This window comes from Hymenobacter bucti (assembly GCF_042681145.1).
GTDB classification, from domain to species: Bacteria; Bacteroidota; Bacteroidia; order Cytophagales; family Hymenobacteraceae; genus Hymenobacter; species Hymenobacter bucti.
The window spans coordinates 534,487-553,265 of the sequence record NZ_JBHUFD010000005.1; the positions used below are offsets into that span (position 1 = coordinate 534,487).

Sequence of the window (18,779 nt, forward strand, 5' to 3'; positions counted from 1 at the left end):
TTCCTCCACCTTCTTTCCTTGCGAACTCGTGCGCTTTCCTTCTACCTCGCGATTATGCAGCGTGGGCAGCCTAGCCCTGGGGCTGCACCTGGCAGCTAGCACGCTCGGCCACGCCCAGCTCGCCGACCCGCTAACGACCCTAAGCCAGAGCCTCGAGCAGTACAGCCGGCAAACCCTGACCGAGCAGCTGTTTCTGCACCTCGACCGCCCCGCCTACGTGGCCGGCGAAACGCTGTGGTTTAAGGCCTACGCCGTGGATGGCACCTACCACCGGCCGCTGGCCCTGAGCAAGGTAGCCTACGTGGAAGTACTGGATGCCGCTCAGCGCCCCGTGCTGCAAGCCAAAATCGGGCTGGTGCGGGCCATGGGCCAGGGCGCGCTGGAGCTGCCGGCCGAGCTGGCCACGGGGCGCTACGTAGTGCGCGCCTACACCAGCTGGATGAAGAACGCCGGGCCCGACTTTTACTTTCAGTGCCCCATCACGGTCGTGAATACCCAGGAAGCACGGCCGGTGGCCGCACCCACGGCGGGCCCGGCCTACGACGTGCAGTTCTTCCCCGAGGGCGGGCAGCTGGTGCAGGACTTGCAGGGGCGGGTGGCGTTCAAAATCACCGACCGGCAGGGCCACAGCGTGGCGGCTACCGGCACCGTAGCCGCGGCCAACGGGGCCACGGCCGCCACTTTTCAAACGCTGCGCAACGGCCTAGGTAGCTTTTTGCTCACACCCACCGCCGCGGGCGGAGCCTACACGGCCACGGTGCGCCTGCCGGGCGGGGCCACCCTCACCAGCAAGCTGCCGGCCGTGGCCGAGCAGGGCTACGCGCTGCGCGTGACCGATGCAAGCCCCACCGAGCTGACCGTGGCGGTGCAGGCCCGGCTAGCGCGGCCCGCCGAGCCGCTGCGGCTGCTGGCCCACACGGGCCAGCAGGTAGTAACGGCCGCCGAAGCGACTTTGCTGAATGGCCGAACGAGCTTTAAAATCGACAAGCGGCTGCTGCGGCCGGGCATCACGCACCTCACGTTGTTCAGCGGGTCGCGGCCGGTAGCCGAGCGGCTGTATTTCCGGCGGCCCACGCCGGCCCAACTGCTGGCGGTGCGGGGCAGCGCCACCGCCCAGACCGTGGGCTTGCGCAGCCAGGTGCAGCTGCAAGTGGGCACCGCTCGGCCCGCCGCGCTCTCGCTGGCCGTTTACCGGCTCGATTCTCTAGCCACCAGCGCCCCCGCCGACATCAGCAGCTACCTGCTGCTGGCGGCTGACCTCAGAGGATATATCGAAGATGCCGGCTACTACCTGCGCGATTCGAGCGCCGTGGCCGCCCAAGCAGCCGATAATTTGATGCTTACGCAGGGCTGGCGGCGCTTTCGCTGGGACGATGTGCTGGCCGGCAAGCCCCCCACCCCAGCCTACCCGCCCGAGGTAAACGGGTACTTGCTGCAAGGGCGGGTGCGCCAGCGCACGGGTGCCCCTGCGCCGGGGGTGCTCGCTTACCTCTCGCTGCCCGGCCAGTCGTTTTGGTTTGGCAGCTCTACCAGCCACGCCGATGGGCTGGTGCAGTTCGAGGTACCCCAAACTTATGGGCTGCGCAAGCTGGTGCTGCAAACCAATACTACCCTCGACAGCATCGTTCGCGTCGAGCTGCTGAGCCCCTTCACCGCGGGCGGTGGCCCGGCCGCACCCGGCCTGCCGCCACTCGCGCGCCGCTGGGCCAGCACCTTCAGCGAGCGGCTTGTGCAGGCGCAAGTGCAGCAGGCTTTTCCGGCGCGGCCGCGCTACTCGGCCACTCCCCTGGATACCGTGGCCTTTTACGGCCGCGCCACCGAACACTACCGCCTCGACGACTACACTCGCTTTCCTACCCTTGAGGATGTCATGCGCGAGTACGTGCCGGGGGTGCTGGTGCGCAAGCGCAAAGACGGCTTCCACTTCCTTGTAACGGACCGCATGCGCCACGCCATCCTTCAGGAAAACCCGCTGACGCTGCTCGACGGCCTACCGGTTTTCGACCTCAACCAGCTACTGGCCTTTGACCCGCTAAAATTAAAAACCCTCGACGTAGTGGATAGCCGCTACCTCAGCGGGCAGCAGATGTACGAGGGCGTGGTTAGCTTCCAAACGTATAAAGGCGACCTGGCCGGCTACCCGCTCAACCCGCACGCGCTGCTCGAAGAGTATGAGCTGCTGCAAGTGCCCCGCGAATTTTACGCCCCGCGCTACGACAGCGAGGCGCAGCAGCGCAGCCGCCCACCCGATTTGCGCAACCTGCTCTACTGGAACCCCACCATCGACCTCGCGGCCAACAAGCCGCAAATGCTGAATTTCTTCACCTCCGACCAAGCCGGCCGCTACCTGGTGGTCGTGCAAGGCCTCACGCCCGATGGCCACCTAGGTAGCACCAGCTTCTCGTTCGAGGTAAAGCCCGCTTTATAGGCCGACTATTGACGCAGCAAAACGGCAGCCCCTAGGGTAGGCCTGAGTGTTTATTAGCCCTCAGGCCTACTCTAGGGGCCGCCGTTTTTGACTTTCTTCAAGCAGCCGCCAGCACCTCCGCATCATTGTGCGCGGGCGAGTTTACGCGCGTAGTGATGGCATATTCTTTCATCAGCGCCGTATCGTAGGGCATTAGTAGCTGCTGATGTTGCGCGGCACTCAGGTCGTCGGCCAGCCAGGCGCGCTCGGCGTCGGGGCCGGGTAAGATGACGGGCATCCGGTTGTGGAGCTTGGCCATCAGCTCGTTGGGCTCGGTCGTGATGATGGTAAACGTGGGGTGCACCTCGCCCGAGGCACGGTCAACCCACTCATCCCAGAGCCCGGCAAAGGCAAATGGCTCCTCGCTTTGCAGCAAAATGCGGTGCGGAATCTTGCCTCGCTCCGTAGCCTGCCACTCGTAAAAGGAATCGGCCAGCACCAGGCAGCGCCGCCGCGCCAGCAGCTGCCGGAAGCTGGGCTTCTCGCCTAGGGTCTCGGCGCGGGCATTGATGGGCTTAGGACCAGCGGCCGGGTCACGGCTCCACGAAGGCACTAGGCCCCAGCTCACGAGCTGAATTTGGCCGGGCGCGGCATTGGTGACAATGGGCAGCGCCTGCGAGGGCGCGGCGTTAAAGTTAGGCGCGGGAGCCGCGGCTTCCTTGGCATTGAAGCGCTTGGCAAGAGCCGGCGCAGGAGAAATCACAGTATATCGACCACACATATCGCAGATTTAACTGATTTAACGGATTGCGCAGATACGCCTGCTACCGCAGGCTGACTAAGCTAGTGCCAGCTTTTGAGATACTGTGCGAAAGCTGCTATACGAGAAAAAGCCGCCTGTAGGCGGCTTTTTCAAGACAGGATACCTAGGCACTAGCTTAGTCAGCCCGCCGCAGGCGGGCGTATCTGCGCAATCCGTTAAATCAGTTAAATCAGTTAAATCTGCGATTATTACTTGTACAGCTGCTCGTAATACTCTTTGGCCATGCGGCCGCTCTCGAACGCGGGCTCCACGTCCTTCATGGCCGCTTTGCGGATTTTGGTGAATTGCTCAGGCTTATCGTAGTATAGGCTCACGGCTTTTTCGAGCACGTGGTAAAGCGTATTGGCCTCGATGGTGTCCTTCTCGTGGTCGGGCAGTTTCTCGTCGGCGTGCTCGATGATAAAGCAGTTTTCGCCGTCCTTGGCAAATTCGGGAATCCAGCCGTCGGCGATGCTCACGCTCACGCAGGCGTTCATGGCGGCGGTCATGCCGCTGGTGCCGCTGGCCTCGCGGGGGTAGCGCGGGGTGTTCAGCCACAGGTCGGAGCCTTTTTTGAGCTCGGCGCTCAGCGCCAGTTCGTAGCCCACCAGCACGGCGCAGCGTTTGAGGTCCTTGGTGGCTTTGATGATGTTGTTGAACGTATCAATCGCACCAAAATCCTTGGGGTAGGGCTTGCCGGCCCAGATGATTTGCACGGGGCGCTGGTCGTTGGTCACGAGCCGCTCAAACTTCTCCCAATCGCGCAGGATGAGGTCAGCGCGCTTGTAGCTGGCGAAGCGGCGGGCCCACACGATGGTCAGCACCTCGGGGTCGAGCACGGTGCCGGTCTGGTCGGCCACGGTTTTGAACAGCTCCTTTTTCAGCTCCTTTTTGCGGGCCAGCAGGGCCGCGTCGTCCTTGCCTTTGGCGGCAGCGGCTAATTGCGGGTCGCGCCAGTAGGTGCCGTTTTGGGCGTTGGTGATGGAGATGATGGGGCAAATGCCTTCGTAGTGGCCCCACATTTCGCGGGCTACCCCGCCGTGCACCTTGCTCACGCCGTTGGCTTTTTTAGCAAAGCGCAGGGCGGTTAGGGTGTAGTTGAGCGAGTCGCCGGCCACGCGGGCGGCCTCGCGAACTTCCTGCTCGGGCACGCCACAGAAGAACGACATCTTCTGGAGCAGCGCCATCGGGTGCTCCTCGTTGCCGGCCAGCTCGGGCGTGTGGGTCGTGAAAACCAGTCGCTTCTGCACCTCGGCCAGGTTGCGGCCGTGCTTCTCGAAGAGGTAGAAGGCCAGCGGCAGGCCGTGGCCCTCGTTGAGGTGGTAGAGGTCGGTTTGGCGACCCAGCACGTCGAGCAGCTTGCCGCCACCGATGCCCAGCAGCATGCTTTGGGCTACGCGGGCAGCCGTGTCTGGGTCGTATAGGTGGTGCGAAATGGTGCGCGAAATGAAGTCATTCTCCTCAATATCCGTGGTGAGGAAGAACATGGGCGCGGTGCCAAACGTCTCGGGCGCCAGGTAAAAGGCCTTCACGTGCACCTCCGAATCGTGGATGATGATGGGGAACACGATGCCCGTGTCTTGCAGAAACGAGTAGTTCTTCTCGATGAAAGCCGGTTTCATGCTCTGGTCGGCGTCGCGCACTTGGTCGTAGTAGCCGTAGCTCCACAAAATGCCGATGCCGATGAGGTTTTGCTTGAGCTCGTAGGCCGAGCGCATGTGCGAGCCGGCCAAAAAGCCCAGGCCGCCCGAGTACGATTTGAGGGCCTGGTCGAGGGCAAACTCCATCGAGAAGTAGGCCACGGGGGTCTTGTATTTGGCGGCGGGGGTGGGTGCTTTGAATTGGAATGCCATGTGAAGAAAAAAGCCAAGTAGCTACTTGCCGCTAAGGTAGTTTGGAAGTGCAAAGGAAGAACCTAGGCCCCGCACCGAAAACGATTTCGGAACAGCGCTTCGTACCTTGCTACGCGGCTGGTTACCGGCCGGTTTTCTTCTCTCCTCTTCTATTCCCCACTCTTATGCGTTTTTCTTACGCACTGCGTGCCGCCACGGTAGCCGCCTGCCTGCTACCCGCTCTAGCCCAGGCTAGCGCGCCGCTCGGCGGCCCCCGCGCGGCGGCCCGGCCCGCCGCCAAAACCGCCCCCATCACCCGCATCGACCCCACCAATTGGTTTGTGGGCATGAAAAACCCCAAATTGCAGCTGCTGGTAAATGCGCCCGGCATCGCCGGTAGCCAGGTGAGTTTGGCCGCCTACCCCGGCGTCACGCTCGATGGGTTTCAGAAGCTCGAAAGCCCCAATTACCTGCTGGTGAACCTCACCATCAGCCCGCAGGCGCAGCCTGGGCAGCTCAAGCTTCAGTTTAAGGGTAACAAAAGCTTTACCTACAACTACGAGCTGCGCCCGCGCAACCAGGACCCGGCGCGTGTGCAGGGCCTCACACAAGCCGATTTTATCTACTTCCTGATGCCTGACCGTTTCTCGAACGGCGACCCCAAAAACGACGTGGTGAAGGGCACCCGCGCCCCGCGCATGAGCCGCGACTCGATGTACGCCCGCCACGGCGGCGACCTCAAGGGCATCGAAAACCACTTTGCGTATCTCAAGCAGCTAGGCGTCACGGCCATCTGGCCCACGCCCATCGTGGAAAACGATATGCCCAAGGCCAGCTACCACGGCTACGCCGTGACCGACTGCTACAAGGTGGACCCGCGCTATGGCACAAATGCCGAGTACGTGCAGTTTGTGAAAAACTCACATAAACAGGGCTTTAAGGTAATCCAGGACATCGTGCTCAATCACTGGGGCAGCTACCACCACTTGTTCCTGGACAAGCCGGCGGCCGACTGGTTCCACGCCTTCCCCACCTTCACGCGGAGCAACTACAACGCCTTCCCCCTCAACGACCCCTACGGCTCGCAGCGCGACCGGATGCTCGAAAACGACGGCTGGTTTGACACCTCCATGCCCGACGTAAACCAGAGTAACCCCGCGGTTTCGACGTACCTGATTCAGAATTTTTTGTGGTGGGTCGAGACGACCGGCCTCGATGGCTACCGCATCGACACCTACCCCTATTCGGAGCCTAAGTTCTTGATGGACTGGGGCAAGGCCATCGAAGACGAGTACCCCAAGCTGGCGCTTTTTGGCGAGGCCTGGGAGGGCACGGAGGCCGAACAGGCGTTTTTTGCCCAGAACATTTTCCCACCCGTCAACGGCTTCAAGTCGAACCTGCCGGGCGTGCTCGATTTCCAAATCTGCTTCGGCATCAGCGACGTGCTGAAGGGCGACGGCGGCGATTTGAATAAATTGTACCGCGCCTTGCAGGGCGACTGGATGTACACCGACGCCACGCGCAACGTGCCGTTTTTGGACAACCACGACATGAGCCGCTTCTACTCGGTCATCGGTGAGGACTTTGCTAAGTTCAAGATGGGCATTGCCTGGCTACTAACCCTGCGCGGCACGCCGCAGCTCTACTACGGTACCGAGGTGCTGATGAAGAACTTTTCGGACCCCGATGGTAAGGTGCGCGAGGACTTCCCCGGCGGGTTTGCGGGCGATAAAAAGAACTACTTCGTGTCGCGGCCGGGCCAGGCGGGCGAGGCGTTCGACTACGTAAGCAAGCTGGGCACTTACCGCAAATCGCACCCCGTGCTGAGTTCGGGCAAGCTCATGCAATTCATCCCGCAGGATGGCGTGTACACCTATTTCCGGTACAACGACGGCGAGTGCGTGATGGTAATTGCCAACAATACCAAGGACGAAAAAACCGTGGACGGCACGCGCTACGCGGAGCGGACCAACGGATTTTCGACTGGCACTGAGGTAGTGAGCGGGGCTGTTATTTCAGATTTGAAGACCTTGAAAGTGCCGGCGCACACGGCTTGGGTGGTAGAATTGCGTAAGTAGACCCTACTTATGAAACTTTTCACCCTAGCGGCCAGCCTCCTACTCGCCGCCCTAGCCTCTCCCCTCGTGGCCCAAACCCCCAACGACCCGAACACCACCGACGAAACCCCGGCAGATAACAAACTCATTATCTACCAAATGCTCCCGCGCCTGTTCGGCAACAAGGTAGCCCTGAACAAAACCTACGGCACCATCCAGGAAAACGGCTGCGGCAAGTTCAACGATATCAACGACTTGGCCCTGACCAAACTCAAGGACCTAGGCATCTCGCACGTGTGGTACACCGGCGTGCTTGAGCACGCCACCATGACGCCCTACCCCGGCCTGCCCGCCGACGATGCCGACGTAGTAAAAGGCCGCGCCGGCTCGCCCTACGCCATCCGCGATTACTACAACGTGGACCCCGACCTAGCCACCACGCCCCAAACCCGCCTCGCCGAGTTTGAGGCCCTCGTGAAGCGCACCCACGCCCACGGCCTGAAGGTCATTATCGACTTCATCCCCAACCACGTAGCGCGCTCCTACAAGTCCACTTCCAAGCCCGCCGGCGTGGTAGACCTAGGCGCCAAAGACGACCAAACCAAGGCTTTCGCGCCCAACAACAACTACTACTACGTACCCGGCAAGCGCTTCGTAGTACCGGCCGGCTACAACCCGCTCGGCCCGCTGCAAGGCCCCCGCGAGGACGACAAGTACAACGAGTTTCCGGCCAGAGCCACTGGCAACGACGTGTTTTCGGAAGCGCCCAGCGTCGATGACTGGTTCGAAACTATCAAGCTCAACTACGGCGTCGATTACCAGAATGGCCACAAAACCTACTTCGAGCCCACACCGGATACCTGGCTGAAGATGCGGGATATCCTGATTTTCTGGGCTAAGAAAAACGTCGATGGCTTCCGCTGCGACATGGCCGAGATGGTGCCCGTCGAGTTTTGGGCCTGGGTTATTCCGCAGATAAAGCAGGTGAAGCCCGGCATCGTTTTCATCGGCGAGGCCTACAACCCCAAGGAATACGGCACCTATTTCACCAAGGGCCACTTCGATTTCTTGTATGACAAAGTAGGCCTCTACGACGGCCTGCGCCGCCTGATGCGCCAGGAGGGTACCACCGACGACATCACCCACGTCTGGAAAACCGAGAGCCGCGGCTACGGCTCGCACATGCTGCGATTTCTGGAAAACCATGACGAGCAGCGCATTGCCTCCAAGGAATTTGCTACCGACCCGCGCCGCGCCATCCCGGCCATGACCGTGTCGGCCACCCTAGGCTCAGGCCCGGTCATGCTCTACATGGGCCAGGACGTGGCCGAGCCTGCCCACGGCGTGGCCGGCTTCAACACCGGCGACGGCCGCACCACGCTCTTCGACTACTGGAGCATGCCCGAGCACCAGAAATGGATGAACCAGGGCAAGTTCGACGGCGCCAAGCTCAGCCCCGCCCAAAAGCAGCTGCACGACTTCTACAAGCGCCTGCTCACGCTAACCGGCAGCAGCGAGGCCATCCGTAAAGGCCAGTTCTACGAGTTGCAGGATGCCAACAACCTCAGCAAAGAGTACGACCAGCACAAGCTCTATGCCTTTGTGCGCTACACAGCGGGCCAAAAAGTGCTGGTAGTCGTCAATTTCAGCGACACCCAGACCTACCACCCCACCCTGCTCCTACCCGACGAGGTGCAGAAGCGCATGGGCCTCGACCCACAACGCCCGCACACCTACCGCGACCTATTGAACGGCGGCGAGGCCAAAACTGACCTTAAGCTAACGCTGGCCCCGCTAGCAGCGCTGGTGCTGGAAATCAAGTAGTAGCGCGAAGCTTCTGCTTCACGCACAAGCACAGCGAGTATCCACGTTCGCTTTCGGCCAGACGTGATTTACCCGCTGCGCAAGTGCGCGAAACAGAGGCTTCGCATTACTTCCTGAATCGATTTCGGTGCTTACCTTTCTAGACTAAACATCCCACCCCACTCCCCCGTTTTCTTCCAATGGCAGGCTCCGGCATCACCATCGATAACCCCAATATGCGGGCCAAGCCGCGCCTCAGCTTCTGGCAAATCTGGAACATGAGCTTCGGCTTCCTAGGTATCCAGTTTGGCTTCGCGCTGCAAAACGGCAACATGAGCCGCATTTTCGAAACGATGGGTGCCCAAGAAGATAAGCTGGCGTTTCTCTGGATTGCGGCCCCCACCACCGGTCTGCTGGTGCAGCCCATCATTGGCTACCTTTCCGACCGCACCTGGAGCCCGCGCTGGGGCCGGCGCCGGCCATTTTTCCTGATTGGGGCCATTTTCGCCTCGCTGGCGCTCATGGCGATGCCCCACGTATCGGCCCTCTGGATGGCGGCCGGCATGCTCTGGATTATGGACTCCAGCATCAACATTTCGATGGAGCCTTTCCGGGCACTAGTGGGCGATTTATTACCTAGTAATCAGCGCACGGCGGGCTTTGGCTTCCAAACGTTTTTCATCGGTATCGGGGCCGTGGTGGGGTCGTTGCTACCCTACATCTACACCAATTATTTCCACTTCTCCAACGTAGCCCCGGCCGGCCAAATCGCGCCTTCGCTGAAGTATGCTTTTTACACGGGCGGCATCGTGTACTTCATCGCCGTGGCCTGGACGGTCTTTACCACTAAGGAATACCCGCCGGTAGACCTAGCCGAATTTGAAGCCGAAAAGCGCCGCACCTCCGGCTTCTGGAACGGCGTAAAAGAGTCGTTCGCGGGCATCGCCGACATGCCGCGCACCATGCGCCAACTCGCTTTGGTGCAGTTCTTCAGCTGGCTAGCGCTGTTCTCGATGTGGATTTATGCCACGCCCGCCATCACCAGCCACATCTACCACACTAGCGACACGACTTCAAAGCTTTATAACGAGGGCGCCGACTGGGTAAACGTTTGCTTCTCGGTCTACAATGGCGTATCGGCGCTAGCCGCTCTGGCGCTGCCCGTGGTGGCCCGCGCCACCAGCCGCCGCATCACGCACCTGCTTTGCCTCACGGCGGGCGGCCTGGGGTTGATTTCCATCTACTTCATCCAGAACCCGCAGCTGCTGCTCGTCTCGATGATTGGCGTAGGCATTGCCTGGGCGTCCATTCTCTCGATTCCCTACGCCATGCTGGCCGGCGCGTTGCCCTCCAACAAGATGGGCTACTACATGGGCGTATTCAACTTCTTCATCGTGCTGCCCCAAATGCTGGCTAGCGTGACCTTGGGCTTCTTTACCAAGCACGTTTTCGGCGGCGATTCAGCCCTCACGCTGGTGTTTGGTGGCTGCGCCATGATACTCTCGGGCCTGCTTACCCTGCGCGTGCACGACGCCGACGACATCCGCTTGCCCAACAATCTAACGCCCGCCGAGAACCTCGCCTACGAAGCTTCGCTAGCCGACGCCAACCCGAACGTGTAGTTGCAAAACGGAGTGGCACTCCGTTTTACAGCATAGCAAAACTGAAAGCGCCGGCCTACCAGCCGGTGCTTTTTTATTCATCATGCCCCGGTATAGCGACCGCTGGCGCAGCCGCCGCAGCTTTGCGCTCTTGGTCTATCGCCAGTTGCTCCGCCTCCGAGGGTTGCTGCTCCATCTCCGTCAGGTCGGGCTGGCCGGCATCGACCCAGCACGTGTACCAGAAGGCGCCGATGAGCCGCGCTGCGTAGCGCAACTGCCGCTCGACCTGGCCATTGAGCCGCTGATGATATGCCTGGCTGAACTCGCGCGAATAGGTGCGAATGGTCTGCCGGCCGCGCTGCTCGTAGCCGTACTTACGGTCTTCGGTAAGCTCGGCCGTGAGTTGGCGCTCGATAGTAAATACTGAATCGAGGGCGGCGTGGGCCCGCTCCACGGCCAGCCAGGCGGCTTCGGTGGGGTTGTCGAGGTAGGGCGCCTGGCCAGTCAGCAGGTCGTAGTTTATACCATTCAGCTCCGGCAACCGCGACTCCCAGAGTGCGTGGATGCCGCGCTGATTGGTGAGCTGGCCGTTGTAGTTGCGGGTGGTGTGCAGCGGCACGCAGGCATCGGCCACATAGTGCCCTAGGTCGGCCGCGAGGTGCAAAATCTGGTCAGTATCACGCTCCTTGAAGGCGGCCGTGAGCTGGCCTTTCATACGGGCTACCTGCCAGGGCACGATGCCGTGGCGCAGCAGCGAGTCTTCGCCACCCACCAGCGCCACCGCGTCGGCATAGGCGCGGGGCAGGCCCCGGCCGTGGCGCGTGAGGGCGCTGTCGCCGTAGGCATCCACGTCGAGGAAATGGCGCGGGGCCTCGGTGGGCACCACTGTGCGCCGCGAGTCGGGCCGCGTAGCGTTGGTGGTAAGGTAATCGATATTGGCCTTGAAAAACGGCAGCATCTCGGGCGGCAGCGTGTACACGGCCAGCCGATTCAGCAGCCGGTGGCCGTAGAAACCCCAGGCGCGGGCCGAGTTAATCGAGCCCAAAAGCAACGGCAGTAATAGCAGCCAACGGTAGCGGTTTTTCACATTGGCAAATTACGCGCAGCGCGCAGGCCCCCAAGCGTTTCCAAGATTTTATTCCCGGTAGCCTCGCAGGAGCTAAGGCTTGATAGGCCAATAGAACGCAAAAAAACTGGCATATCCCGTGGGATATGCCAGTTTTGCTGTCCTATCGATTTGCAAGCGCCTACCGCCGCCCGCTGGCCGGGAATTTCATACGGTAGTCGTGCTTCACGTCGCCCTTGCTGATGCGCGAAAGCTTACCCTTCAGCAACTGCTTTTTGAAGGCGGAGAGCTTGTCGGTGAATAAGATACCCTCCAGGTGGTCGTACTCGTGCTGGATAATACGGGCCGCCATGCCGCTGAATGCCTCCTCGTGCACCTGGCGGTTTTCGTCTTCGTAGCGCAGCACGATATTGGGGCAGCGCAGCACGTTTTCGCGGATGCCGGGGATGCTAAGGCAGCCTTCCTCGAAGCCCCACTGCTCACCGGTTTCGCTCAGCATTTGGGGGTTGATGAAGGCGCGCTTGATGGGCAGCTCGGCCGGGCCGGCCTGGGTGGCAGCGTCGAGCGGCTCGGTGGTTTCTTCGTCGTCTTCGTCGGGCTCCACCATGGGGCCCGAGTCCATCACGAACAGGCGGATGCCCTTGCCAATCTGGGGGGCGGCCAGGCCCACGCCGTGGGCCGAGTACATAGTTTCCAGCATGTCCTGCACCAGCTGGCTCAGCTCGGCGGCGGGCAGGTCGGGGGCAATTTCTTTGGCGCGACTCTTTAATACTTGGTCGCCAACGGCAACAATCGGATAAATCATTAGCTAAAAGGTGATTCTAAGAAGGACTGCAAAATAAGGGTGGCGCTTACCTTATCGACGGTGGCCTTGTCTTGGCGGGCTTTGCGCCCGAGGCCACCCGCCAGCATGGCCTGCTTGGCGATGCGCGAGGTAAAGCGCTCGTCGATTTCGTGCACTGGCACGTCGGGCAGTTCGCGGCGCAGGCGGCGCAGCAGGCCCACCACGGCACTGGTCGAGTCGGTGGGCTCGTTGAGCAGCGTGCGCGGCATGCCCACCACAATGGCCTTGAGCTGCTCGCGCTGGTGGTAGGCCAGCACAAACGCTACGAGGTCTTTGCTGTGAATGGTATCGAGCGGCGTGGCAATGATGCCGAGCGGGTCCGTGACGGCAAGGCCCACGCGCTTGTTACCGTAGTCGATGGCGAGGGTGCGGGCCATGCCGAAAGAGCAATAATGAAAAGTAATGGCTACTGCTAGCCTCCCACAAAGATACGGCCGCCGGCTGCCCTAGGTACCAGCCGGCGGCGGTATACTACCGCTAACGGGCACTGCTAATAGCTGCTCTACCTGGTAGAAAAACGGCGGCTTTATCGGCTCGCCACTGGCTTTCTGTTGTCAATTTCTTATAATTTAAATTATATCTCATTGACTACTAAAAGTCGTTTTTCACGCGAATAACAATTGAATTTTACTTAAAAATAACAACTTTAATTGCCATTAACTTAGAAAACCGTATCACTAATTTTATAAACATATCTACTAGCAAATACTCCTATAGCAGCGCCCCAAAAATTGCATTAGCTTTGATAGTAAGCTTGTTCCTTACCCTTGCGCTAACGCTACTTTTTTACCTTTTCTTATGGCTGCTTTGCCGCCAGTTTTGCCTTCTTCTCAGCACTCGGCGACCGCGCCACGCCCGCGCCCTTTTGGCGCGCGCTGGCGCTGGTCCTTGCTGCTGGTGCTGGCATTTGGCAGCGGCCTGCTGGTAGCCAGCAACCCGTTTCGGCCGTCGTCGGAGAACCCAGCGGGCACGGCCCGGGCTTACCTGCGCTTCAAGGAAATCCTGAGCTACGTGGACCGCGACTACGTGGACTCGACCGATACGGAGGGCCTGACGGACTACGCCGTGGCGCGCATGCTCGAAAAGCTCGACCCGCACTCGGTGTACCTGCCCGCCAACGAGCGGGAGAAGGCCGACGCTTTTTTACGCAGCAGCTTCGAGGGCGTGGGCCTGGACTTTTACTTTTTTCGGGATACGGCCACCGTTTCGGTGACGCTGCGCGGCGGCCCAGCCGAGGAGGCGGGCGTGCGCCTAGGTGACCAATTGTTGCGCGTGGGCCCCAAAGCGGTGGCGGGCGCGCACCTCACCAACAGCCAGCTTACGGCGCTGCTGCGCGGCGCCCGCAGCAGCGCCGTGGTGCTCACGGTGAGCCGCCCCGGCCAGCCCGAGCCGCTGAGCTTCACGGTAATGCGCCGCCGCCTGCCCAACCCTTCGGTGGAGCCGGGCGCCGTGCTGGCCGACCAGCAAACGGGCTACTTGAAAATCAACCGGTTTGCGAGCAGCACCTACGACGAGTTTAAGGCCGAGCTGGATGGGCTGCGCCGCCAGGGCATGACGCGCCTGGTACTGGACCTGCGCGGCAACCCCGGCGGCTACCTCGACCGGGCCACGCGCATGGCCGACGAGTTCGTTGCTGGCTCGCGCAAGCTGGTGTATACTGATGGCAAAGGCGAGCAGTATGACACCCAAACCTACGCCCACGTGCCCGGCGACTGGGAGCAGGGCCCGCTGGTAGTGCTGGTAGATGAAAACAGCGCCTCGGCCGCCGAGGTACTGGCCGGCGCGCTGCAAGACCACGACCGCGCCCTATTAGTGGGCCGCCGCACCTTCGGCAAGGGCCTGGTGCAGCAGCCCATTGCGCTGCAGGACGGTGGCGAGCTGCGCCTCACCATCGCCCGCTACTACACGCCGGCGGGCCGCTGCATCCAGAAGCCCTACGGTGCCGATGCCGCTTCGTACCAGCACGAACTGGCCGAGCGCCAGCGGCGCGGCGAGCTCTCGTCGGCCGATAGCATGCCGGTGGCCAAGGACCTGCGGTTTCTCACTGACCACGGCCGGGCGGTGTACGGCGGCGGCGGCATCGTGCCCGACGTGTTCGTGGCCCGCGACACGGTGCTGAACTCGTCTTACTTTACACACCTCTGCCGCCGCAGCGTACTGCGCGCCTACGCCCTAGCTTACTACCAGCACCACAAGGCCACCTTGGCCGCCCTGGCCCCCGAGCAGTATCAAGCCACGTTTCGGCTCTCCGACGCTGAGCTGGTAGCCGTGGGGCGCCTGGGGCAGCTGGCGGGCTTGCCGCCGGGCTCGACCGCCCTGCGCCGCTGCGCGCCGCTGGTGCAGCACTACATTAAGGTATATATCGCCCAGAGTGCCTACGGCCCGGAAGCCGCCCGCCTCGTGCTGCGCGAAGACGATGCCGAGTTGCAGCAAGCTATGCAAGCCGTGAAGGACAACACGGCGCTGGTCGCCTTGCTCCACCAGTCCTAGGGTTGTCGACTCAGGCCCGAAATGCGAACTACAAGGTTCGCGCTATTGCCTTCACAATTGTCCTAGGTCGCTTGTTACTCCTGCACCACCGCAATGCGGTTGTAGTAGTCGAGCAGCCGAGCCACGTCGTCTGTTTGCTCAAAATGCAGGTTGTAGAGCATGGCGTACGCCTGCACCTGCCGGGCGCGCTCGCCGCACAGGCGCAGCACGGCTACCTGGGTCAGCTCGAGCGGGCGGAGCGGCACGATTTGGTCGTAGCCGGGGCCGGCCAGCACCTGGGCCGGAGTAGTGGCCGTGGCGGGCAGTCGCGCCAGCACCAGCGGGCCGGCATCGGTGCAGGTCAGGCTTTCCACCGCCTCGCGGCTGGTGCTCCAGCGGCCGGTACGCACTAGGCGCGTGCGGAAGCGGCGTTTGCCCAGCGGGGCGGCGGGCCGGCGCAGCGTCAGGGCCAGGTCGGCGGGCAAGGCAGCCGTTTCGGGGTACAGCTCCCGGATTTCGACTATCGAAGCCGCCTTGGCACTATCCAGCTCTGCCAGGCGCTGCGTATCTATTGCGTCCTGGTCAGGTTGGTCACCCTGGTTTTGCACGGCTAGCTTGTAGTCTCCTACCAAGCGCAAGCTACCCATCTCCACTACGCGCAGCGTGATGGCTGCCTGCGGCTTGCTAGCCGGCGCTTTGGCCCGGCGAGCGGGCACTGCACCATTTTTCTTAGCACTACGGGCAGCCTTGGCTTGGGCCGGATGCTCACTGTGGGCTTCCGCCCGCAGGCCTACCCCTAGGGTCAGCAAACAAGCAAGTAGAAATCGAAACATCAGGCCAGTAAGGTGAAGCACAGCGTAGTAGGGTGCTTCAAAATTAGGCGCTTAATAGTAGTTTTTTACGATAATAAATAAAGATTACCATAGAATCATATCCCAGGCCAACTGCATCAAAGCCAGCACACCAGCTTAATACCTTGATTGACCAGCTATTGGCCCTAGGCAGCAAGAGAAGCCCGCCGCTATTTAATAGCAGATTAATACTATGTACTATTCTTTGCCGGCGCATAACGAATTGGCGCTGACTGAACCTCGCTACCCAAGCGGCCCTGGGTACCGGCCTAGCGGTTGCGCCCGTACTGCTCGTGGCTGCTCACCCAGTCGCTGCTCGAAATGGCGGACCCTAGGCTGAGCTCGCCGGCCAGCACCACGCCGGCCACTATTTCGGCGAACTTGTTTACCGTGCCCGGGCCCACGCAGCCCAGCATGCGCAGGCACTCGTTTTGGGTGGCCAGGCCCGTGCCGCCGCCGTAGGTGGCCACGATGAGCGACGGAATGGTGATGTTCAGGTACAGGTCGCCCTCCTGGGTCACTTCCGAATACAGCACCCCGGCCGACGACTCGCTGACGTTGGCCACGTCTTGGCCCGTGGCAATGAATAGCGCGGTGATGCCATTGGCCGAATGTGCCCCGTTGTTGTTAGCCCCTGACAGAAAGGCGCCTACGTTGCTCACCTGCCCGTGGTAAGCCAGCTGCTCGGGCGTCACGCGCAGGCGCTGCTGCAAGATGTCGCGCTTCACCACGGCCTCGGCCACCACGCGCTTGCCGCGGGTGCGCATCACGTTTATTTGCGAGGCTTTTTTATCGGTCGCGAAGTTCGATTCGAGGTAAAAGTGCCGGATGGGCGCGCCCTTGTAGTTTTCCAAAATCCAGGAGCAGGCGGCGAAGGTGGCGCGCCCCACCATGTTTTGGCCCGCCGCATCGCCGGTCGAGAAGTTGAAGCGCAGGTAAGCAAACTTGGTGCTCAGGTACGTATCTATATACTGTAGCTTGGCAATGCGCGACGTGCTTTCGGCCTCGGGCCGGATTTGCTCGAGGCTCTCGGCCACCCAGCGCCCAAAGTCACGCGCCCCGCGGGCATCGTCGAACACGAACACGGGCGCCCGCTGCATGGCATCGCCAATGACGGTGCACTTCACGCCGCCGCACAGGTTCAGGGTTTGGATGCCGCGGTTGTAGCTCGCCACCAGTGTGCCCTCGGTGGTGGCCAGCGGAATCAGGAACTCGCCCTGCGCGTGCTCGCCGTTTACCAGCAGCGGGCCGGCCAGGCCCACCGGCACCTGGGCCACGCCCACGAAGCTCTCGCAGTTGCCCCGCAGCTCGTGCGGGTCAAACGAATACTGCTTTAAGTGCTTGTATTCCTGCTTCGTAAAGTCCTCGGCAAACTGCTGCCGGGCCTGAATAGCGGCCACGGCGTAGTCGTCGTCTTCGGCCCGCGGAATGCGCACGCGGCCGTCGCGGCTCGCAATGGCGTCTTCTACTTCCACGCTCAGCTCACCCAGCGTATCGGTGCCGAACTGCACGCGCAGCCGGTGCATACCCGCCGCCAAGGGAGGCGTATCGAGCAAAAACGTGAACGCCTGCCCAACGGGCAGGTCGAGGCCACCGTCGGCCCCTAGGGTGGCGGCCGGGCGCACGTCGCCGCCGCCTAGGTCAAGCCGAATGCTGGTGGGGGGCACCACCACCTCGTCCAGCTGCACCTGCTGCACGCTCAGTAGGCGCACGGTATCGAGGCGATTTTTGATGCTGAAGGCCACGCCGGCCCCCTCGGGCTGGTTGTGCAGGCTGCCGCGGGTATACAGCAGCTTAAGGAGCATGGGGCTAGGCGTGAACAGCATGGGCACTGGAAAGCGAGTGAGACACCGCAAAGAAACGGGCGAAATACCCCCCTAGGGGCCGGACCTACCTAGCGGGGGTGGTCAACTACGCATTTTTGGGCCCTACAGACCAGGTAAAACTGGATAACCATTAAAAGAAAGCAGTTTTTACTCGAAATAAGGCCTCATTGACGTAACTCTGGGGGCACCTACCGGTTATAGGCATCTTATCATAGCACTTCACGGCATCTGCTTCACCAGCTACCCATCGCTCGGGCTGTATCTTTGCTTTTTCAATTGACTTTTTCGGCGGCGAATTACTCGCTGGCGGCTTGTCCCAATATGGCGTCCTTATCCGATTATCCCCGCTTTACCCTTGGTGCCGAATTAACGCAGGAGCAACGGGCTTTTTTTGCTAAACACGGGTTTTTACACTTTCGCCCGTTTGCTTCACCCGACCAGGTGCAGGCATATTTGAAAGCTACTCAAGAAGTACAGCACGACTGGCTGACTAACAAGGTAGAGAAGGTAAATGGCGTGCCCATCAAATACGGTAAAGACGTGGATGGCACCCCCATTGTGCAGCGCTTTGCCTTCGCCTCGCAGCACAGCCCTATACTGCACGACCTGCTGCAAGACAAGCGATTCGAAGCCCTGTTTCCGCTGCTCGAAACCCCCGGCGGCCGGGTGGGTGAAAATGAGCGCGACGGGCTGGTAGTCAACCACTACGTAAACGTCGAAGGCTCCGAGTTTTCGCAGATGGGCTGGCACACCGACTCGCTACGCGACGTGTTTTATGGCAAGCGCATTCAGCCCATGCTCAACGTGGGCCTGCACCTTGATGGCACCAAAGCCACCAACGGGGGCCTGCGCGTGATTCCGGGCACGCACCGCCAAGGCATCGGCAAGATGCTTTTCCGCAAGAAGTACTACAAGGACGTGTACTACGACCCCAACGAGGTGGCCGTGGAAACCGAGCCCGGCGACCTCACCGTGCACGATGGCCGCATGTGGCACCGCGTGGCCCAGTCACCGCTGGTTGGGGCCGAATCGCGCCGCCGCGTTATGTACGTGCCCATCATCGGGGGCAAGTACCAGCCCAAAAGCGAGGAAAGCCCCACGCCGTTCTACCTGCGTTTCCTGCACCTTGTTAAATAGGTAATTGGCGTAATAGGTAATGGGAGTAATGAGTTTACCGCTGTAGCGTGTTAGGCTTATTACTCCCATTACCTATTACACCAA

Annotated in this window: 13 protein-coding genes; 6 read left to right on the forward strand and 7 right to left on the reverse strand. The window is 61.1% G+C overall.

Going from position 1 to position 18,779, the window contains the following annotated elements:
* Window positions 1-28: 28 nt before the first annotated feature.
* Window positions 29-2,428: a hypothetical protein gene (locus tag ACFSDX_RS14420; RefSeq protein WP_382314698.1), complete on the forward strand. Its 2,400-nt coding sequence runs from the start codon at window positions 29-31 to the stop codon at window positions 2,426-2,428.
* 97 nt (window positions 2,429-2,525) lie between these two features.
* Here ACFSDX_RS14420 and ACFSDX_RS14425 read toward each other — a convergent pair whose 3' ends face one another.
* Entirely contained in the window at window positions 2,526-3,188 is a 663-nt protein-coding gene (locus ACFSDX_RS14425; protein WP_382314700.1) for an SOS response-associated peptidase, read from the reverse strand.
* A gap of 230 nt (window positions 3,189-3,418) precedes the next feature.
* Window positions 3,419-5,062 carry an alpha-glucan family phosphorylase gene (gene glgP, locus ACFSDX_RS14430; RefSeq protein ID WP_382314702.1) on the reverse strand — a complete coding sequence of 548 codons (1,644 nt, stop codon included), beginning with the start codon at window positions 5,060-5,062 and terminating at the stop codon, window positions 3,419-3,421.
* A gap of 164 nt (window positions 5,063-5,226) precedes the next feature.
* On the opposite strand from glgP, the gene ACFSDX_RS14435 reads away from it, so the two are divergent.
* The 3 genes from ACFSDX_RS14435 to ACFSDX_RS14445 all read left to right on the forward strand — a co-directional run bounded on the left by ACFSDX_RS14435 (window position 5,227) and on the right by ACFSDX_RS14445 (window position 10,523).
* A complete protein-coding gene (locus ACFSDX_RS14435) occupies window positions 5,227-7,119 on the forward strand; it encodes an alpha-amylase family glycosyl hydrolase (RefSeq protein WP_382314704.1) in 1,893 nt (630 codons plus the stop codon).
* 9 nt (window positions 7,120-7,128) lie between these two features.
* Window positions 7,129-8,922 (forward strand): alpha-amylase family glycosyl hydrolase, encoded by a 1,794-nt coding sequence (locus ACFSDX_RS14440; RefSeq protein ID WP_382314706.1) that lies wholly within the window; start codon window positions 7,129-7,131, stop codon window positions 8,920-8,922.
* A 179-nt stretch (window positions 8,923-9,101) separates the two neighbouring features.
* Window positions 9,102-10,523, forward strand: coding sequence for an MFS transporter (locus tag ACFSDX_RS14445; RefSeq protein ID WP_382314708.1), 1,422 nt, complete (start codon window positions 9,102-9,104; stop codon window positions 10,521-10,523).
* A gap of 73 nt (window positions 10,524-10,596) precedes the next feature.
* Here the strand turns inward: ACFSDX_RS14445 and ACFSDX_RS14450 are convergent, their stop codons facing one another.
* From ACFSDX_RS14450 to ruvX, 3 genes are all read right to left on the reverse strand, one after another.
* Complete coding sequence (locus ACFSDX_RS14450; protein ID WP_382314710.1) at window positions 10,597-11,589, reverse strand: zinc dependent phospholipase C family protein; 993 nt, start codon at window positions 11,587-11,589, stop codon at window positions 10,597-10,599.
* A 160-nt stretch (window positions 11,590-11,749) separates the two neighbouring features.
* Window positions 11,750-12,373, reverse strand: a complete 624-nt coding sequence (locus tag ACFSDX_RS14455; protein WP_382314712.1) for a peptide deformylase — start codon at window positions 12,371-12,373, stop codon at window positions 11,750-11,752.
* Window positions 12,373-12,789 (reverse strand): Holliday junction resolvase RuvX, encoded by a 417-nt coding sequence (gene ruvX / locus ACFSDX_RS14460; protein WP_382314714.1) that lies wholly within the window; start codon window positions 12,787-12,789, stop codon window positions 12,373-12,375. Before ruvX ends, ACFSDX_RS14455 begins: the two co-directional genes overlap by 1 nt.
* Before the next feature lie 421 nt (window positions 12,790-13,210).
* On the opposite strand from ruvX, the gene ACFSDX_RS14465 reads away from it, so the two are divergent.
* A complete protein-coding gene (locus ACFSDX_RS14465; RefSeq protein WP_382314716.1) occupies window positions 13,211-14,902 on the forward strand; it encodes a S41 family peptidase in 1,692 nt (563 codons plus the stop codon).
* Window positions 14,903-14,976: 74 nt separating this feature from the next.
* On the opposite strand, the gene ACFSDX_RS14470 is transcribed toward ACFSDX_RS14465, so the two are convergent.
* Both ACFSDX_RS14470 and ACFSDX_RS14475 read right to left on the reverse strand, forming a co-directional pair.
* Window positions 14,977-15,735 carry a hypothetical protein gene (locus ACFSDX_RS14470; RefSeq protein WP_382314718.1) on the reverse strand — a complete coding sequence of 253 codons (759 nt, stop codon included), beginning with the start codon at window positions 15,733-15,735 and terminating at the stop codon, window positions 14,977-14,979.
* A gap of 266 nt (window positions 15,736-16,001) precedes the next feature.
* A complete protein-coding gene (locus tag ACFSDX_RS14475) occupies window positions 16,002-17,558 on the reverse strand; it encodes a hydroxymethylglutaryl-CoA reductase (protein ID WP_382314720.1) in 1,557 nt (518 codons plus the stop codon).
* A gap of 321 nt (window positions 17,559-17,879) precedes the next feature.
* On the opposite strand from ACFSDX_RS14475, the gene ACFSDX_RS14480 reads away from it, so the two are divergent.
* Entirely contained in the window at window positions 17,880-18,695 is an 816-nt protein-coding gene (locus tag ACFSDX_RS14480) for a phytanoyl-CoA dioxygenase family protein (RefSeq protein WP_382314722.1), read from the forward strand.
* Window positions 18,696-18,779 lie beyond the last annotated feature (84 nt).

What these genes read in the sequence shown, in the direction of transcription:
- ACFSDX_RS14440 (WP_382314706.1), top strand. Translation starts at nt 7,129, where the DNA reads ATGAAACTTTTCACCCTAGCGGCCAGCCTCCTACTCGCCGCCCTAGCC.
- ACFSDX_RS14435 (WP_382314704.1), top strand. Translation starts at nt 5,227, where the DNA reads ATGCGTTTTTCTTACGCACTGCGTGCCGCCACGGTAGCCGCCTGCCTG.
- ruvX (WP_382314714.1), bottom strand. Translation starts at nt 12,789, where the DNA reads ATGGCCCGCACCCTCGCCATCGACTACGGTAACAAGCGCGTGGGCCTT.
- ACFSDX_RS14480 (WP_382314722.1), top strand. Translation starts at nt 17,880, where the DNA reads ATGGCGTCCTTATCCGATTATCCCCGCTTTACCCTTGGTGCCGAATTA.
- ACFSDX_RS14455 (WP_382314712.1), bottom strand. Translation starts at nt 12,373, where the DNA reads ATGATTTATCCGATTGTTGCCGTTGGCGACCAAGTATTAAAGAGTCGC.
- ACFSDX_RS14445 (WP_382314708.1), top strand. Translation starts at nt 9,102, where the DNA reads ATGGCAGGCTCCGGCATCACCATCGATAACCCCAATATGCGGGCCAAG.
- ACFSDX_RS14425 (WP_382314700.1), bottom strand. Translation starts at nt 3,188, where the DNA reads ATGTGTGGTCGATATACTGTGATTTCTCCTGCGCCGGCTCTTGCCAAG.
- glgP (WP_382314702.1), bottom strand. Translation starts at nt 5,062, where the DNA reads ATGGCATTCCAATTCAAAGCACCCACCCCCGCCGCCAAATACAAGACC.
- ACFSDX_RS14475 (WP_382314720.1), bottom strand. Translation starts at nt 17,558, where the DNA reads ATGCTGTTCACGCCTAGCCCCATGCTCCTTAAGCTGCTGTATACCCGC.
- ACFSDX_RS14465 (WP_382314716.1), top strand. Translation starts at nt 13,211, where the DNA reads ATGGCTGCTTTGCCGCCAGTTTTGCCTTCTTCTCAGCACTCGGCGACC.